Origin of the sequence: Streptomyces sp. NBC_00726 (assembly GCF_045161735.1) — a bacterium.
Taxonomy (GTDB): Bacteria; Actinomycetota; Actinomycetes; order Streptomycetales; family Streptomycetaceae; genus Streptomyces.
Genome location: NZ_CP108983.1, coordinates 3,729,103 through 3,744,773, shown reverse-complemented (window position 1 = coordinate 3,744,773; position 15,671 = coordinate 3,729,103). Strand labels below are relative to the sequence as shown.

Below are 15,671 nucleotides of genomic sequence, written 5' to 3'. Positions count from 1 at the left end.
CCCCCGGTGTGCGGCCGGATACGGACTCACCGCTTCGCGGCCCCCCGCACCTGCCCCCGTACCGCCCCCATGCTCGCCCCGATGACCAGTGCGATGGCGAGGGCGTCCGTCAGGGACAGGGCCTGGTGGAGGATGAGGAAGCCGGCCATGGCGGCGACCGCCGGTTCCAAGCTCATCAGGATGGCGAAGGTGGGGGCGGGGAGGCGGCGCAGGGCGATGAGTTCCAGGGTGTACGGGAGTACGGAGCTGAGCAGCGCGACGGCCGCGCCGAGGCCGAGCGTCGTGGGGACGAGGAGCCTGGCGCCCGCGTCCATGATGCCGAGGGGGAGCGAGAGGAGCGCGGCGACCACCATCGCCAGGGCGAGGCCGTCCGCCTGCGGGAAGCGGCGGCCGGTGCGGGCGCTGAAGACGATGTATCCCGCCCACATCGCCCCGGCCCCCAGCGCGTAGGCGGCGCCCGCCGGGTCGAGCCGGTCGAAGCCTCCGCCACTGAGCAGGACGACGCCGCCGAGGGCGAGGGCCGCCCAGACGACGTTGACCAGGCGGCGCGAGGCGATCACGGACAGGGCGAGCGGGCCGAGCACTTCGAGGGTGACGGCGGCGCCCAGCGGGATGCGGTCGGCGGCCTGGTAGAACAGCGTGTTCATGCCGCCCATCGCGATACCGAAGGCGACCACGGTGCCCCAGTCGGCCCGCGAGTGGCCGCGCAGCCTCGGCCGGCAGACGACGAGCAGGACGAGCGCGGCGGCGGCCAGCCGCAGCGTGACGACCCCGAGCGCCCCGGCCCGGGGCATCAGCAGCACCGCGATGGCGGCGCCGAACTGTACGGACAGCGCGCCCGCGACCACCAGCGCGACCGGGGCGAGCGCGGCCCGCCGCCCACCGGGCCGCTCCGGACCGCCGGGCACCGGCGATGCGACCGCCTCCGGCACGGCGACGGCGGCGGCGGCCGGTTCTGCGGCGGTCTGGTGGTTCACCGGGGGCCTGCCCTTCTCACTCCTGAAACGTGCGGTATTGCCTCACCAGCCAGGTTAACGGTCAGAAATTGACAAGTTGAAATCAGAAACAGAACAGGTCTCACCACAAGTTCTTCCCAAAGGGATCGTCAATTCTCATATAGTGACGGGGACTTACCTGAGAATCCCCTGTTCCAGTAGTCACGCTTGTCGCTCGCGTCACACTCGCCCGAATCGCCCCGTCCGCCGCCGTCCGCCCCAAGGACTCCGCTTTGCGCCCCTCTACCCGGCCGACCGCACTGGCCCTTCCGGTCACGGTGGCCCTCACCGCAGCCCTGAGCGTGTGGGCGACCTTCGCCGCTCCCGAATCGGCCAGGACCGCGGTGGCCTGGGGCTCCGGCGGGGCCGCCGTGCTGCTCGTGGCCGCCGTCACCACCGCCGTCCACGCCCGGGCCACCGTGCGCCGCCTCCGCGAGACCCACGCCGCCGAGAGCGGCCGGTTCACGGCGGAGGTCTCCCGCATGGTCTCGGCCTCCGCCGCCGAGGCCCAGCGGTTCACCGCGGAGAGCGCCCGGCTCCGGGCGGCCGCCGCCGCCGAGACGGCGCGGGCCAGGGAGGAGGCCGAGGCCGGCACCGCCCGCCTCACCGCCGAGAACGCCCGGCTGAAGGCCCGCGCCTCGCGCGCCGAGACCGAGCGCTCCGCCGCCCTCACCGCCTGCGCCAACGCGGCCGGCCGGATGCAGGCCCTGGCCACGAGCATGCTCGCCGACCTCCGCGAGATGGAGCACCGGCACACCTCCGAGGACGTCCTCGCCGACCTCCTCCACCTCGACCACCGCACCGCCCAGGCCGGCCGCCTCGCCGACTCCATCGCCGTGCTCACCGGCGCCCGCTCCGGACGGCGCTGGGCCAAGCCCATCGTCATGGAGTCCGTGCTGCGCGGCGCGATGGGCCGGATCAGCGGCTACCAGCGCGTCCGGCTCCACTCCACCAGCGACGTCGCCGTCGCCGGCCACGCCGCCGAGGGCGTCATGCACGCCCTCGCCGAGCTCCTCGACAACGCCGCGAACTTCTCGCCGCCCACCGCCGAGGTCCATGTGTACGTGGAGGAGGTGCCGGCCGGGATCGTCGTCACCGTCGAGGACAGCGGCCTCGTCATGAGCGACGTGCAGCTGCGCCGGGCGGAGCGCGCGGTCTCCGCGGACGACGCCGACCTCACCGGCCTGACCGGCACCCGCCTCGGCCTCGCCGTCGTCGGCCGGCTGGCCCGCAAGCACGGGCTGACCGTCTCCTTCCGGCCCTCCGCGCGCGGCGGCACCGGCGCGCTGATGATGCTCCCGCAGGAGATCGTCACCCGCACCACCACGACCCGGACCACCCCGGCCCCGGCGGCCGCCCCGGCCACCACCGCGCCGGCCACCACCGCGTCCGCCGCCGCCCCGGCCACCACCGCCTCGCCCGCCACCCCCTCGGCCCCCGCCGAGACCGAGCCCGAGCCCGTCCACACCCTGGGGACGGACCCCGCCGCCCGGCCGCCCGCCCAGGAGCCCATGCGCTCCGACTCCGCCTCGGAGACCACCGGCCATCTCCCGAAGTTCGGCGAGAGCGGCCTGCCCAAGCGCTCGCGCGGGCGCACCCTGGCCGCCGCCGAGGCCAGGGCCCGGGCCGCCGCCCCCGAGCCCGCCCGGGAGACCGGCGCGGCCGCCGACGCACCCGACCCCAAGGCCCGGGCGGCCCGCTTCAGCAGCTTCCGCAACGCCGTACGGCCCGACTCCCCACCCCCGGAGGACAGCTCCCGATGACCGCGACCACCGACGAGAAGCTCAACTGGCTGCTGGAGGGGCTCCTCGAACGGACCCCCGGCGCCCGGCACGCCCTCGTGCTGTCGAGGGACGGCCTCAAGCTGTGCCGTACGCCCGAACTCTCCGTCGACCAGGCCGACCAGCTCGCCGCGATCTCCGCCGGCATCCAGAGCCTGTCCCACGGCGCGTCCGTGGAATTCGGCAACGGCAGCGGCGGCGTCCGCTCCGCCATGGCCGAGTTCTACGGCGGCATCCTCTTCATCGTGGAGGCCGGCGCCGGCGCCCATCTCGCGGTCGTCGCCGCCGAGAGCGCCGACGTGGGCCTCGTCGGCCACAACATGAGCGAGCTGGTCGAGCAGCTGGGCGAACACCTGGTCGCCCCGCCGCGCGACCCCGTCGACGCGGTCGCCGCCGCCCGGGGCACGGCCGTATGACACCCCGCTCCCGCCCCGGCAGGAACGACGCGCCGGACCGGCTGTACACCCTGACGGGCGGCCGCACCCGGTCCGACTCCGCCGCCTTCGACCTGGTCACCCTGGTCGTCGCCGAGTGCGAGCCGGCCCCCGGCATGCAGTCGGAGCACGTGGCGATCCTCCGGATGTGCGAGCGGCCCACCGCCGTCGTGGAGATCGCCGCCGACCTCGACCTGCCCGTCAGCATCGTGCGCATCCTGCTCTGCGATCTGCTCGACACCGGCCGGATCAGCGCCCGCCATCCGCGTACCGCACGCGTATCGGACCGGCTTCCCGCCCCCGACATCCTGGAACAGGTGCTCGTTGGACTCCGCAACCTCTGACCGCGCCGCCCTGAGAGCGACGGCCGACAACGGACTGAAGATAGTCGTGGTCGGCGGCTTCGGGGTCGGCAAGACCACCATGGTCCGATCCGTGAGCGAGATCCGTCCGCTCAACACGGAGGAGACGATGACCCGCGCGGGCGAGGCGGTCGACCACCTCGACGGCGTCGGGTCCAAGACGTCCACCACGGTCGCCTTCGACTTCGGCCGGATCAGCCTGGACGAACGCTCGGTGCTCTACCTGTTCGGCGCGCCCGGCCAGGAGCGCTTCTGGTTCCTCTGGGACCGGCTGTTCTCCGGCACCCTGGGCGCCGTCGTCCTCGTCGACACCCGGCGCCTGGCCGACTCCTGGTACGCGATCGACCGCCTGGAACACCACGGCACGCCGTTCATCGTCGCCTGCAACGACTTCGGCGGCCCGCTCCACACCGAGCAGCAGATCCGGGAGGCGCTCGACATCTCCCCGGACGTCCCGCTCGTGGAGTGCGACGCGCGCGACCGGTCCTCCAGCAAGTACGTGCTGATCACCCTGGTCGAGCATCTGCACCGGCTCTCGGCGGCCCGTACGGGGGACACCCCCGCGCCCGCCGAGGACGCCACCGCCCTGACCCCGGAGCCCACCCCGTGACCGAGTGCCCCCACGCGGCCGGTGCCGTGCCGCTGTCCGGACCCCGCTTCCAGGGCGATCCGGCGGCCCTCTACCGGGAGTTGCGGCGCGACCACGGACCGGTCGCCCCGATCGTGCTGCCCGGTGACGTGCCGGCCTGGCTCGTCCTCGGCTACCGCGAGCTGCACCAGGTCACCGGGGACCCGGCCCTCTTCACCCGCGACTCGCAGCTGTGGAACCAGTGGGACGCGATCCCCGAGGACTGGCCGCTGATGCCGATGATCAGCCGGGACCAGCCGTCGATCCTCTACACGGTCGGCGAGCGCCACACCCGCCGGGCCGCCGTGATCTGCGAGGCGCTGGAGGCCACGAACCCCTTCGAGCTCAAGAAGGGCACCGAGGAGTTCGCGGACGAGCTGATCGACGCGTTCTGCGCGGCCGGGTCGACGGACCTGATCGCCGAGTACGCGACGCTCCTCCCCGTACGCGTACTGGCGAAGCTGTACGGCTTCTCCGACGACAAGGGCCCCGCCCTCGTCACCGCGATGAACGACATGATCAACGGCGGGCCCACCGCGCTCGCCGGCCAGAAGCACATCGCAGGCTCCATGTACGCGCTGCTCGCCGACCGGCGCGCCGAGCCCGGGGACGACGTCGCGTCCCGGATGCTCGCCAACACCGCCGGGTTCACGGACGAGGACGTGGCCCGGGACCTCATGGTGATGATGGCGGCCGGGCATCAGCCGACCGCCGACTGGATCGGCAACTCGCTGCGGCTGATGCTCACCGACGACCGCTTCTCCGCCTCGCTCTCCGGCGGCCGGCACAGCGTCGCCGAGGCCATGAACGAGGTGCTGTGGGAGGACACCCCCAGCCAGAACATCGCCGGCCGCTGGGCCGCCCGCGACACCCACCTCGGCGGCCGCCACATCAAGGCCGGGGACCTGCTCGTCCTCTCCCTCGCTGGGGCCAACGCCGACCCCCAGGTCCGTACGGACGGCTCCACGCTCACCGGCGGCAACAACGCGTTCTTCTCCTTCAGCCACGGCGAGCACCGCTGCCCGTTCCCGGCGCAGGAGACCGCCGAGGTCATCGCCCGTACGGCCATCGAGGTCATCCTCGACCGGCTGCCCGACGTCGACCTCGCCGTCCCCGCCGAGCGGCTGACCCGGCGCCCCTCCCCCTGGCTGCGCGGCCTCACCGCCCTGCCCGTGACCTTCACGCCCACCCCCGCTCTCGGAGGCCCCCGATGACCGCGCCCAGCACCGAAGCCACCGACCGCATCGTCCTCGACCCCTTCGTCACCGACCTCGCGGGCGAGAGCGCGCGGCTGCACGCGGCGGGCCCGCTCGCCCGGGTCGAGCTGCCGGGCGGGGTGCCCGTCTACACCGTCACGCACTACGCCGAGGCGAAGGCGCTGCTCACCGACAGCCGCCTGGTCAAGGACATCAACGTGTGGGGCGCCTGGCAGCGCGGCGAGATCCCGCTCGACTGGCCGCTCATCGGCCTGGTCAACCCGGGCCGCACCATGCTCACCGCCGACGGCGCCGAGCACCGCCGGCTGCGCGGCCTGGTCGCGCAGGCGCTCACCGTGCGCCGGGTGGAGCGGCTGCGCGAGGGCATCGAGGCGCGGACGAAGGTGCTGCTGGACCGGCTGGAGGAGCACGCGGCGGGCGAGACGGTGGACCTGAAGGCGGAGTTCGCCTACCCGCTGCCGATGAACGTGATCAGCGAGCTGATGGGCATCGACTCGGCGGACCTGCCCCGGATGAAGGAACTGTTCGACAAGTTCTTCTCCAACCTGACGCCCCGCGCCGAGGTGCCGCAGATGATGGCGGACATCCACACCCTGTTCGCGCGCATCCTGGCCGAGAAGAAGGAGTCCCCGGCCGACGACCTGACCGGCGCCCTGCTGGTGGCGTCCGAGGACGGGGACCACCTCACCGACGACGAGATCCTCAACACCCTGAAGCTGATCATCGCGGCGGGCCACGAGACGACGATCAGCCTCATCGTGAACGCGGTGGTCGCGCTGGAGACCCACCCCGAGCAGCGGCGGGCGGTGCTGGCCGGCGAGGTGGGCTGGGACGGGGTCATCGAGGAAACGCTGCGCTGGTCGGCGCCGACCTCGCACATCCTGATCCGGTTCGCGTCGGAGGACATCCGGGTGGGCGACCGGGTGCTGCCGAAGGGCGAGGGTGTCATGACCTCCTTCGCGGCCATCGCGCACGACGAGGGCCAGTGGGGGCCGTCGGCCACGGAGTTCGACGTGACCCGCTCCCCGAACCGCCACATCTCCTTCGGGCACGGCCCGCACGTCTGCCCGGGCGCCGCGCTGTCCCGCCTTGAGGCGTCGGTGGCGCTGCCCGCGCTGTACGCCCGGTTCCCGGAGCTGTCCCTGGCCGTCCCGGCGTCCGAGCTGCGCAACAAGCCGATCGTGACGCAGAACGACCTGTACGAACTCCCGGTGACGCTGCGCTGACACGTACGCACGGATGTTCCTCCGACTGTTCCTCCGACGACCACGAGTCGGAACCCTGTCTCATCCGACGGACAGGCCGCGTGGCCTCCGCACCGAGGCGTTACGCTCCGACTCGTGGCCGACATCCAGATTCCCGCTGACATCAAGCCCGCAGACGGGCGCTTCGGCGCCGGTCCCTCCAAGGTGCGGACCGAGGCGCTCGACGCGCTGGCCGCCACCGGCACGTCTCTGCTCGGTACGTCCCACCGCCAGGCCCCGGTGAAGAACCTGGTCGGCGCGGTGCGCGAGGGCGTACGCGACCTCTTCTCCCTCCCCGAGGGCTACGAGGTGATCCTGGGCAACGGCGGCTCCACCGCCTTCTGGGACATCGCGACGCACGGTCTGATCGAGTCCAGGTCCCAGCACCTCAACTTCGGTGAGTTCTCCTCGAAGTTCGCGAAGGCCGCCAAGCTGGCCCCGTGGCTGGCGGACCCGACCGTCATCGCCTCCGACCCGGGCACCCACCCGGACCCGCAGGCCGAGGCGGGCGTCGACGTCTACGCCTTCACGCACAACGAGACCTCCACCGGTGTCGCCGCGCCCATCAAGCGCGTCGCGGGCGCCGACGAGGGCTCCCTCGTCCTGGTGGACGCCACCTCCGGCGCGGGCGGCCTCCCGGTCGACATCGCCGAGACGGACGTCTACTACTTCGCCCCGCAGAAGTCCTTCGCCTCCGACGGCGGCCTCTGGATCGGCGTCTTCTCGCCGGCCGCCCTGGAGCGCGCGGCCCGGATCCACGCCTCGGGCCGGCACATCCCGGAGTTCTTCTCGCTGCCCACGGCGATCGACAACTCGCTGAAGAACCAGACGTACAACACCCCGGCGCTCGCCACGCTCTTCCTGCTCAACGAGCAGCTGACGTGGATGAACACCCAGGGCGGCCTGGACTTCACGACCGGCCGCACGGCCGCCTCCTCCGGCCACCTCTACGGCTGGGCCGAGGAGTCCAAGTACGCGACCCCGTTCGTCACCGACCCGGCCAAGCGCTCCCAGGTCATCGGCACGATCGACTTCGCGGACGAGATCGACGCCACCGCCGTCGCCAAGGCCCTCCGCGCCAACGGCATCGTCGACACCGAGCCCTACCGCAAGCTCGGCCGCAACCAGCTCCGCGTGGCCATGTTCCCGGCCATCGACCCCACGGACATCCAGGCCCTGACGGCCTGCATCGACTACGTGATCGAGAAGCTGTAGCCCGTACGTCGGTGAGGGCCCCGCACACCCGGTGTGCGGGGCCCTCACCGTACGCTCACCCGCCGCCCAGCCCCCACCGCTCCTCGCCGTCCTCCCACTCCCCCGTCCGCGCCAGGCCCGCCCCGGCGGCCACCGCCGCCGACGCGGCGTGTTCGGGGTGGATGTGGGCGACGACGGTCGTGACGCCCACCTCCCGCAGGTGCGCGACCAGCCCTCGGGCCGCTTCTCCGGCGTACCCCCGCCCCTGCCACGGGACGCCCACCACCCAGGCGATCTCGGCGCGGTCGCCGCGTACCGTCGCCTGCACGTAGCCCACGAGGGTGTCCTCGGCGCGCAGCGCCCAGTTCCACCACAGCTCACCGGCGTCCGGCGACCCGGCGGCCTGTCGTACGTACCGCGCCCGCAGGGCCTCGGGGGTGTCCGGGGTGCCGCCCGTGAACGCGTGCAGGGCCGGGTCGGCCAGGACCGCGGCCATCTCGTCCGCGTACTCCACCCGTAGGGGCAGCGCGGCCAGGCGGGGCGTGGCGAAGGGCTCGGGGGTGCGGGGGCTCATGGCCGGGGACCCTACGGGAAACCCCTGCGGGGCGCCCCGTGCCCGGATGAGCCCCGGTCCGTACCGGCGGACCATGGAGGCATGGATACGATCCCGCAGCTCAAGCCCTTCGTGAAGCAGTACGCGGTCCTGCTGAGCACGCGGCGGCAGGACGGGACGCACGCCGACACCCCTGTGAACATCGCGGTCGAGGGCGACCACGCGTACATCCGGACGTTTTCCTCGGCGTGGAAGGTGGAACGCATGCGCAACCACCCCATGGTGCGGATCGGCCCGTGCACCGTACGCGGCCGCCCCACGGGCCCGCAGATCGAGGCCCATGCGCGCCTCCTCCCGGCGGGGTCGAAGGAGAACACGCACGCGTCGCGGATGCTGTCCCGGAAGTACCCGGCGATGCAGGGCGTCCTGGTCCCGCTGGCCCACCGGCTGAAACGGGACCGGACACTGCATTACGAGATCCGGCCGATGGAGTCCTGAGCGCGCTCAGCCCTTGCGGCGCCGCCTGCCGAGGAAGAGCAGCAGCCCGATCCCCGCGAGCACGGCGACACCGGTCAGCGTCGTGCCCTTCACCGGCACCCCGTCCCCGTCCCCGCCGCCGGCCGTGTCCTTCGTCCCCCCGGCCCGGTGCGCGGCCCCGCCGCCGCCCCCGTCCCCGCTCTTCTTCAGGTCCACCCGCACGACACTGCTCCGCTTGCCCTCGGAGCCGTACATCAGCGCCGAACCGTCCGCCGTGAACGTCACGGACTCGGACTGCGGGAGCAACGGCGACTCCACGTCGTGGTCCTCGCCGAGGCGGCCGTCGGCGAAGGCGTAACCCCGCGCGCTGAAGTAGGAGCGCAGGACGAGTTCCTTCCCGTCCGGGGAGAACGCGCCGTCCGTCACCCAGGGGACTTCCCCGACCCGCCGGAAGACGTTGTCGCCGCCGGTGGTGAGCTTCGCGGGCCCCTCGTACAGGCCGCCGCCCTCCTCGTTCTTCGACGCGATGTAGACGCGCCCGGTCTTGGGGTGGACCATCAGCGCTTCCGCGTTGCGCGGCCCGTCGGCGTACTTCACGTCGTACTGGGTGGCCCGGACGGTCGCGTCCTTGAGCGTCTTCGGCTCCGGGAAGCGGTAGATCCAGACGTGGTCCCAGCTGCCGTCGAGGTTGTCGCCGATGTCGCCGACGTAGATGTTCCCGTCCGGCCCGATCGAGATGGCCTCGACGTCGCGGGGGGCGCCGACGCCCTTCATGGTGATGGTCGCGACGGTCTTTCCCGTACGGGAATCGACCGCGAAGACGTAAGGGCCGTCGTCGCTGTCGTTGTGCGTCCAGTAGATCCCCGGGTGGACCCGGCTCGCGGCGAGCCCGCTGGACTCGGTGATCCGGGGGTCCTCGATGGTGAAGCTCCGGTCGGCCCCGTCATCGGCGTGCGCGGGGGCCGCGGCGAGGGCGAGGAGGACGGCGGCGCCTAGGGCAGACGTCAGTCGGTACGAACGCATGGCACAAGTGTCCATCGTCACGTACCGGCGCGTAGCCAAGATCCGCCATGATGACGCCATGCGTTTCATGTGTGTCGGCGATTCCATGACCATCGGACGCGCCGGCGACTTCACGTGGCGCTACCGCATGTGGCAGCACCTGGAGGCGGCACCGGACGGCCCGCACGAGCTGGTGGGCCCGCGCACGGCCCTGTACGACGCCGCTACGGGCACGGCCTCGTCCTCCGCGTACGCCGCCGACGACTTCCCCCCGCCCGCCCGCCGCCACCTCGCGGGCTGGGGCGAGGGCTGGCTCCACATGGCCCCCCTGATAGCGGACGCGGTGACCGCACACCGCCCGGACGTCCTCCTGGTCTCCCTCGGCCTGATAGACCTCGGCTTCTACACGGACAGCGCGCAGACGGCGGAGAACGCCGCCGCGTTCCTGACAGCGGCCCGCGAGGCGAACCCGCGCATCCGCGTGGTCCTCCTCCCGGTGATCCCGAACATCCGCGCGGAGACCGACGCCCCGTTCGCGGCGGAGTGCGCGCACTTCAACACCCTCCTGGCCAAAACCGCGGCCAACCTCTCCACCCCGCCCTCCCCCCTCCTCCTGGCCTCCCACCCCCCGGCGTACGGCATCCACACCTCCACGTACGACGGCACCCACCCGAACCCCACCGGCGAACACCACCTGGCAGCGGCCTTCGCGGACGCGCTCCACGAGGCGTGGGGAGTGGGCGGGCGGTACGCGGGGGCGGCCGCCTCAGGCACCTGCTGAGGTCGTCAACGGTTCCATTCGGCCAGCGGGGCTGCGGCCGGGGTGATCGCAGGCGATGGGCGACGAATGCCGGCGGGATCTTGGGGCGGGGCCGGAGTGGCGGACTCCGCTGGAGGCGTAGCCAAACCTCTCGGAGACGCGACGCAACGTTGTCCGCGAAAGCGGACGAAGTCACGCGTTCAGCACCGAGTCGGCGGCACGCATCGCCTCCGGCAACCGTGACTTCGGCGCCGGCATCATGTCCAACCTCACCTACCAGGCCACCTGGTTGAAGGAGCCCCGCACGGCCGTGGAGATCCTCAAAAGTGCCGTCGCCCGCACGGACAATCCGGCTACCCGTTGTCTGTTGCACCTGCGCCTGGCCCGCGCACAGGCCGCGCTCGGCGAGCCGCATGCCTGCCACCGCTCTCTGGCGGCGGCCGAATGGGAACTCGCCCGGACCTCCGGAGGGGCGCCCGCCTGGTGTGCTCCTGGATGGCACCCGCCGGACCCGCACCAATTGTCCGACGGGAGTACGGCAACCTGCGTGTCGGTCTGTGGATGAACGTCACTCAACCCCGGCGTCGGCAAGGGCACACGTACGCAGGGCTCCCCTGGCTGCGCTATTTGTCGTTGCCCTCCTGCGGCGTTCCGTCTTCCTGCGTCCGTTGGAGCAGCGTGGCGAACTGGAGAAGCATCGCGGTGGCCCGGTGAATCTGCTCCAGGCCGTCGGTGAGCTTGGCGCTGTCGCCGTCCCGCAGTCCTTGGACGCAGTCGGTGCCGCCCTGTACGGCTTCCTCCGTGGTTTGCTGCCACAGCGTTTGGAGCGGTGTGTCGGGTACCGGCAGGCCAGCCTGGGCCTCGCGGCCTTGTGCGATCCAGTTGCCGCAGAGCGGGCGGAAGACCTCGGGGTCGACCTTCCCGTCCTTCTTGGCTGCCTCGCCGAGTGCGGTCCCGAGCGCGGTCGTCTCGTCGGTGAGGTTGTCCATCGCCGTCGTCCCGCCGGTCGCCAGCCAGGCAGTGATCCGCGCCCGCCGCTGGCCGGTGGAAGGATCCGAGGGAGTGCCGGTTTGCGTCCTTGAGGGGGATGCCGTGGGTCCGATGCTGCCGTTGTGTGGCTGCCACCAGCTGGAGGTAGCCACAAGCGCTACGAGGCAGGCCGCAAGGGCGTACGCCCGGCGTGCCCATAGACGGCGGACGGTCCTGGTGCCGCCCTGTGGTAATAGCCCGGGTCCGGATGCCCGGCCGCGCATCCGGTGCCATGCGATGGCGAGTACGATCAGTACTGCCGCCGCGCAGATCGCCTGTCCGAGTGCGGCAGGGAGCAAACCGACGCGGATCAGCGCCCATCCGAGGCCCGGACGCCAACCGCATGTATCTGCAAGGGTGTTGAGGCGTCGCACACAACCGTCAGTGGCCCCGAGAAAGAACGCCGTTGAGCTCCCGACCAGCAGCGCAGCCCCGCCAGCGGTCGTTATCACTAGCGCCCGGTGCCAAAACGGTCGGCGGCCGGTCGCCGCCGTTGCTACCAGTACGGTCAGCGCCACGGTCGCGACTAGTGCCGCAGCGGTCCATTCCTGAGAATACTGATACCACGACGTGGACCATTCTTCCGGTCGACGTCGTTGCAGCCAGGCCCGCACCGCCACCACCCCAAGGACGCCGAGGCCCGCGCTCAGCCCCGCCAGAGCCCATGCCCGGCGCCCACCGACCGGCCGGAGGGCGGTACCGTCAGCGGCGTTCGGGAATGTTGGTGAAACCTGGAGCTCCGGACGTGCTGGTTTCCCCAACCGCTTTGCAGCCAGCCTGCGGGCCGCTGGGCCTGCGAGCATCGGGACAGTCACGATGTAGAAGCCCATGCCGAGCATAAACAGACCGTCGAAGTTCCGCAGTTGGAACCAGGCCCACTCCGTCTTCCAGCCGCAGACTCGGGAGTGGACCGCCAGCGCCGGTACGCAGCCATCGGTGGCATTCAGGGCGAATGCTCCGCACACACCGACCAGCGCGGCGGTCCCGGCGGCGACCAGCGCGACCGGTAGCGGGTGGCTGGGAGCCCGGGCATAGGCGATCACGGCTGTGACGGCAATGGTGGTACAGAGCGCGACGACAGTCCACAGCGAGTCGAGCGCGACAGAGAGAGCAGTGTGCCCGCCGGTCATGACCGGCCCGGTGTGCAGCCACACTCGAGTGGTCACTACTGCACAGACTGCCAGTGCACCCGCGCCAGCTCCGTACCCCAGCACCCCGTGCAGCGGCGGGAGTCCGGTCCAGCCGTTGGACTGCGCACCAGTGAACGGCAGTGCCCGGCGAACCCACCGCGGTACTCCGCCGACCGGGCTCCGAGCCCACGCCGCTAGAGGAAAGAGCCACAACAGAGCCCCGCCGAAAGGTAGCAGTGGCGCCCGCATCATCTGCCACACCATGGGCAGGGCGGGCCCAAATTGCCTCATCATCTCGCTTTGTCCGGCGGTACCGGTGAGTGACTCGACTGCTGACAGGGCCAGCGCAGAGGTTAAGGGGCGGCCCCCGTCAAGGTAGAGGTAGAGATACCCCGTGGAGTACCACCATACGAACCAGGCACCGAAGACGATCAACATCGCCGCGAGCCCGAGCAGGTGAACGGCATGCAATGACCGTCCCGTTGAGGTCCGGATCCATACCTCTGCGCTTTGCGTGGTCCACCAGGTGAGGATCGCTGGCGCAGCGACCAGCACCAGCAGCACCTGTGGTACTGGTGGCAACCAGCCGTCGTATGCGTGACGGAACGTCAGTAGTTCTACGGAGGCGAGCCCAAGCCCCAGCCAGACTCCAGCCCGTAGTCCGGATGGCACCTGCCGCCCGGTGAGCACCGCATGGGTGACCGCTCGCCACAGAGAAACCCCGGTGATACCGGTGATCAGCGCAGCGGCGGGCCATGCAGCGAGCCACTCAACCGTAGAATGGGAGACCCCCGTGCCGCTGAACATCAGGAAGATGCCCGCGGCCACTTCCGCCGCCGCAACGGCGGACAGGAACATCGTGATCGCCCGCACACCAAAAAGAGCCGCGGGATCGAGAAGCGACTCGGCCCGCTCCGACCATGCTGGATGGGTGCGCCACAACGCTGCGAACCTCGCCAGCGCCCCCCGGTCCGATTCGACGGTGCTGTCGGGCAACTTCCGTGCCCCGGCCCAACGTGCGGCGTCCAAATCCGCGTACAGCTCCCGGGTGCGCAGCACGTCGGCGCGCGCCAACAGTACGACAGCGGCCAGAACCATCGGGTGCAGTAGCTGCTGCAGGCCCCACTGCCAGCGGGTGCGCCACAATTCGATTACGTCGCCGAGTGTCGTGTGGCCGGGCAAGGGATAGATGCACAGTACGGTGTAGGGCAACAGGATGACCAGCATGAAAGCCCGCCGCAGAGCTTCCGTGGCGTAGGCGATGTTGACGTCACCGTTGCGGATGTGGGCGAGTTCGTGGAGGACCACCGTCCGGAAGCCCTCCGGGTCAGCCGCCCGCCGCGCGATGAGCCCGCCGTGCAGACTGACGGTGTAGCTGCGCCAGCGCCCGAACACCACCGCGCTCGGAGTAACAGCCACCGGGTCCATGACAAACTTCGGTTTCTGGGCCGGTCTCAACCCGGCCGTCTGGCTCAACTCGGCTAATAGATCCAGAAGTTCCGGGTTACGGATCGATACGAGTCGGCCGCCCCGGGACTTCCAACGCGGCAGCCACCAGTACAAGACCAGTGCAAGGACAAACACCAGGGCCGTGCCAGCCACAACCCAGACCCAGGGCCGGTAGGAATAGCGCCATACACACTCCTCATACCCCGGGGACGTGCCATTCAACGCGAGCCGGAATACGCTCGCCAGGCTGAAGGTTTCTGGGTTCTCACCCGCCGCGAGTGCACAGGTGACCTCCGGGTTGCGGAGACCGTGGACCGGCCGGGGCGCCTTCAGCCAGATCAGCTGCGAGCAGCTCACCGCGACCAGCACGGCCAACAATACAAAGCGCAGGGTGGTGCCCGATCTCAGCACTCTGCGATCGAGGTCGGAGACGCCGCCGCTGACCACCGGTGCGTTCACGCGGCCGGTCCAGCCTCCGGTTGGGTCTCCGGCGTGTCTGGCAGTTCGCCGAGCGAGAGCCGGGCTGCCACCGAGTCGGCCACAGTGACGGCCCGCGCCTCGTCCATCCCGGCTGCGGCGCACCGGACCAGGACAGTTCGCCGCACGTGAAGGATCTGTTCCCGGTCCAGCGGCGGCAGGGCCAGCGGCTCGGTGGCCGCAGTCGACCGACCCAATCGCCGCCTGAGGCGGGTGATCCCGCCCTGAGCCGCGCCTTGCAGAGTCTGCCTGGCGACCTCGGCCAGAGCACCCCACACCACTGGGACGACCAGGGCGACGACAGTCTCCAGACCGAAGCCCAGCGGTTCACGGCCACGTGAGCGGCGTGTCAGAGCTCGTTGCACACCAGCGTCATCGAGCAGCCCCAGCACCCCGTCGAGGAGAGGCAGTTCCTCTGGGGCAACCTCGGAAACTACATCCCGCACAACCTGGCGTACCATCAATAAGGTCATCAGTCCCCGCCATCCATAGCTGCCGATCCAGGAACCGTGAATACCAGAAATCGGCTGCCAGTCACAAGGCGAGGCCGGATTCCTCACCGCGGCTTCACCGAGGACGGCCATGGGTGGCCGCCGTGCACAGTCGTCGAAGGTCTGAGGGATACGCTCGGCGTCGCCTCCGAAAACTCGCTCATGGGAACCCTTCTGCCCGACTCGATACGGGTGGTTCCGGTGGGCTCTCTCGGCCAAATGCTTGCCGGCTAGGCCGAGAGGGCCCATTTCGCACGAACCACACCTCCTGCAAGGTGGGGTTGGTCCAGTTGTTTTCGAAGTCTAAAGCGGATGCCGCGCAGGCCCGCTGCGTATCCCTGTCCAACCGCATGGAACTTCCACTGGCCCCCGGCAGCGGACCTCACCGAAGATCACAGCAGAGTCCGTAAAGGCATCTCCGCAGGTCGTAGCCAGTACAGGAAGGGGC

14 protein-coding genes are annotated in these 15,671 nt (G+C 70.9%); 9 read left to right on the top strand and 5 right to left on the bottom strand.

All coding sequences use genetic code 11. From position 1 onward, the window contains the following. Nucleotides 1–26: 26 nt before the first annotated feature. Nucleotides 27–977, bottom strand: coding sequence for an EamA family transporter (locus OG338_RS16815; RefSeq protein WP_405938099.1), 951 nt, complete (start codon nucleotides 975–977; stop codon nucleotides 27–29). 251 nt (nucleotides 978–1,228) lie between these two features. Between OG338_RS16815 and OG338_RS16810 the strand changes: the two genes are divergently transcribed. The 7 genes from OG338_RS16810 (at nucleotide 1,229) to serC (ending at nucleotide 7,876) form a co-directional block, all read left to right on the top strand. Further along, nucleotides 1,229–2,758, top strand: a complete 1,530-nt coding sequence (locus OG338_RS16810) for a sensor histidine kinase (protein WP_405938098.1) — start codon at nucleotides 1,229–1,231, stop codon at nucleotides 2,756–2,758. Then, nucleotides 2,755–3,192: a roadblock/LC7 domain-containing protein gene (locus OG338_RS16805; protein ID WP_405938097.1), complete on the top strand. Its 438-nt coding sequence runs from the start codon at nucleotides 2,755–2,757 to the stop codon at nucleotides 3,190–3,192. Before OG338_RS16810 ends, OG338_RS16805 begins: the two co-directional genes overlap by 4 nt. Further along, nucleotides 3,189–3,554: a DUF742 domain-containing protein gene (locus OG338_RS16800; RefSeq protein WP_405938096.1), complete on the top strand. Its 366-nt coding sequence runs from the start codon at nucleotides 3,189–3,191 to the stop codon at nucleotides 3,552–3,554. Before OG338_RS16805 ends, OG338_RS16800 begins: the two co-directional genes overlap by 4 nt. Further along, a complete protein-coding gene (locus OG338_RS16795; RefSeq protein WP_405938095.1) occupies nucleotides 3,535–4,182 on the top strand; it encodes a GTP-binding protein in 648 nt (215 codons plus the stop codon). Before OG338_RS16800 ends, OG338_RS16795 begins: the two co-directional genes overlap by 20 nt. Further along, on the top strand, nucleotides 4,179–5,414 hold the full coding sequence (locus tag OG338_RS16790; protein WP_405938094.1) for a cytochrome P450: 1,236 nt from the start codon (nucleotides 4,179–4,181) through the stop codon (nucleotides 5,412–5,414). The genes OG338_RS16795 and OG338_RS16790 overlap by 4 nt, the downstream gene beginning before the upstream one ends. Further along, the gene (locus tag OG338_RS16785) at nucleotides 5,411–6,643 is read left to right on the top strand and encodes a cytochrome P450 (protein WP_405938093.1); all 1,233 of its coding nucleotides are present in this window, start codon (nucleotides 5,411–5,413) and stop codon (nucleotides 6,641–6,643) included. Before OG338_RS16790 ends, OG338_RS16785 begins: the two co-directional genes overlap by 4 nt. 114 nt (nucleotides 6,644–6,757) lie before the next feature. Then, complete coding sequence (gene serC / locus OG338_RS16780; RefSeq protein ID WP_405938092.1) at nucleotides 6,758–7,876, top strand: phosphoserine transaminase; 1,119 nt, start codon at nucleotides 6,758–6,760, stop codon at nucleotides 7,874–7,876. Between the two features lie 55 nt (nucleotides 7,877–7,931). Here the strand turns inward: serC and OG338_RS16775 are convergent, their stop codons facing one another. Next, entirely contained in the window at nucleotides 7,932–8,429 is a 498-nt protein-coding gene (locus OG338_RS16775; RefSeq protein WP_405938091.1) for a GNAT family N-acetyltransferase, read from the bottom strand. 81 nt (nucleotides 8,430–8,510) lie between these two features. On the opposite strand from OG338_RS16775, the gene OG338_RS16770 reads away from it, so the two are divergent. Beyond that, nucleotides 8,511–8,906, top strand: a complete 396-nt coding sequence (locus OG338_RS16770) for a PPOX class F420-dependent oxidoreductase (protein ID WP_405938090.1) — start codon at nucleotides 8,511–8,513, stop codon at nucleotides 8,904–8,906. Between the two features lie 6 nt (nucleotides 8,907–8,912). Here OG338_RS16770 and OG338_RS16765 read toward each other — a convergent pair whose 3' ends face one another. Then, nucleotides 8,913–9,908: a WD40 repeat domain-containing protein gene (locus tag OG338_RS16765; protein ID WP_405938089.1), complete on the bottom strand. Its 996-nt coding sequence runs from the start codon at nucleotides 9,906–9,908 to the stop codon at nucleotides 8,913–8,915. 58 nt (nucleotides 9,909–9,966) lie between these two features. Here OG338_RS16765 and OG338_RS16760 point away from each other — a divergent pair, with 58 nt between their 5' ends. Further along, nucleotides 9,967–10,668 (top strand): GDSL-type esterase/lipase family protein, encoded by a 702-nt coding sequence (locus tag OG338_RS16760; protein WP_405938088.1) that lies wholly within the window; start codon nucleotides 9,967–9,969, stop codon nucleotides 10,666–10,668. Between the two features lie 602 nt (nucleotides 10,669–11,270). On the opposite strand, the gene OG338_RS16755 is transcribed toward OG338_RS16760, so the two are convergent. After that, nucleotides 11,271–14,714 carry a M48 family metallopeptidase gene (locus OG338_RS16755; RefSeq protein ID WP_405938087.1) on the bottom strand — a complete coding sequence of 1,148 codons (3,444 nt, stop codon included), beginning with the start codon at nucleotides 14,712–14,714 and terminating at the stop codon, nucleotides 11,271–11,273. Continuing rightward, the gene (locus tag OG338_RS16750; protein WP_405938086.1) at nucleotides 14,711–15,205 is read right to left on the bottom strand and encodes a hypothetical protein; all 495 of its coding nucleotides are present in this window, start codon (nucleotides 15,203–15,205) and stop codon (nucleotides 14,711–14,713) included. The genes OG338_RS16755 and OG338_RS16750 overlap by 4 nt, the downstream gene beginning before the upstream one ends. Nucleotides 15,206–15,671: the final 466 nt, after the last annotated feature.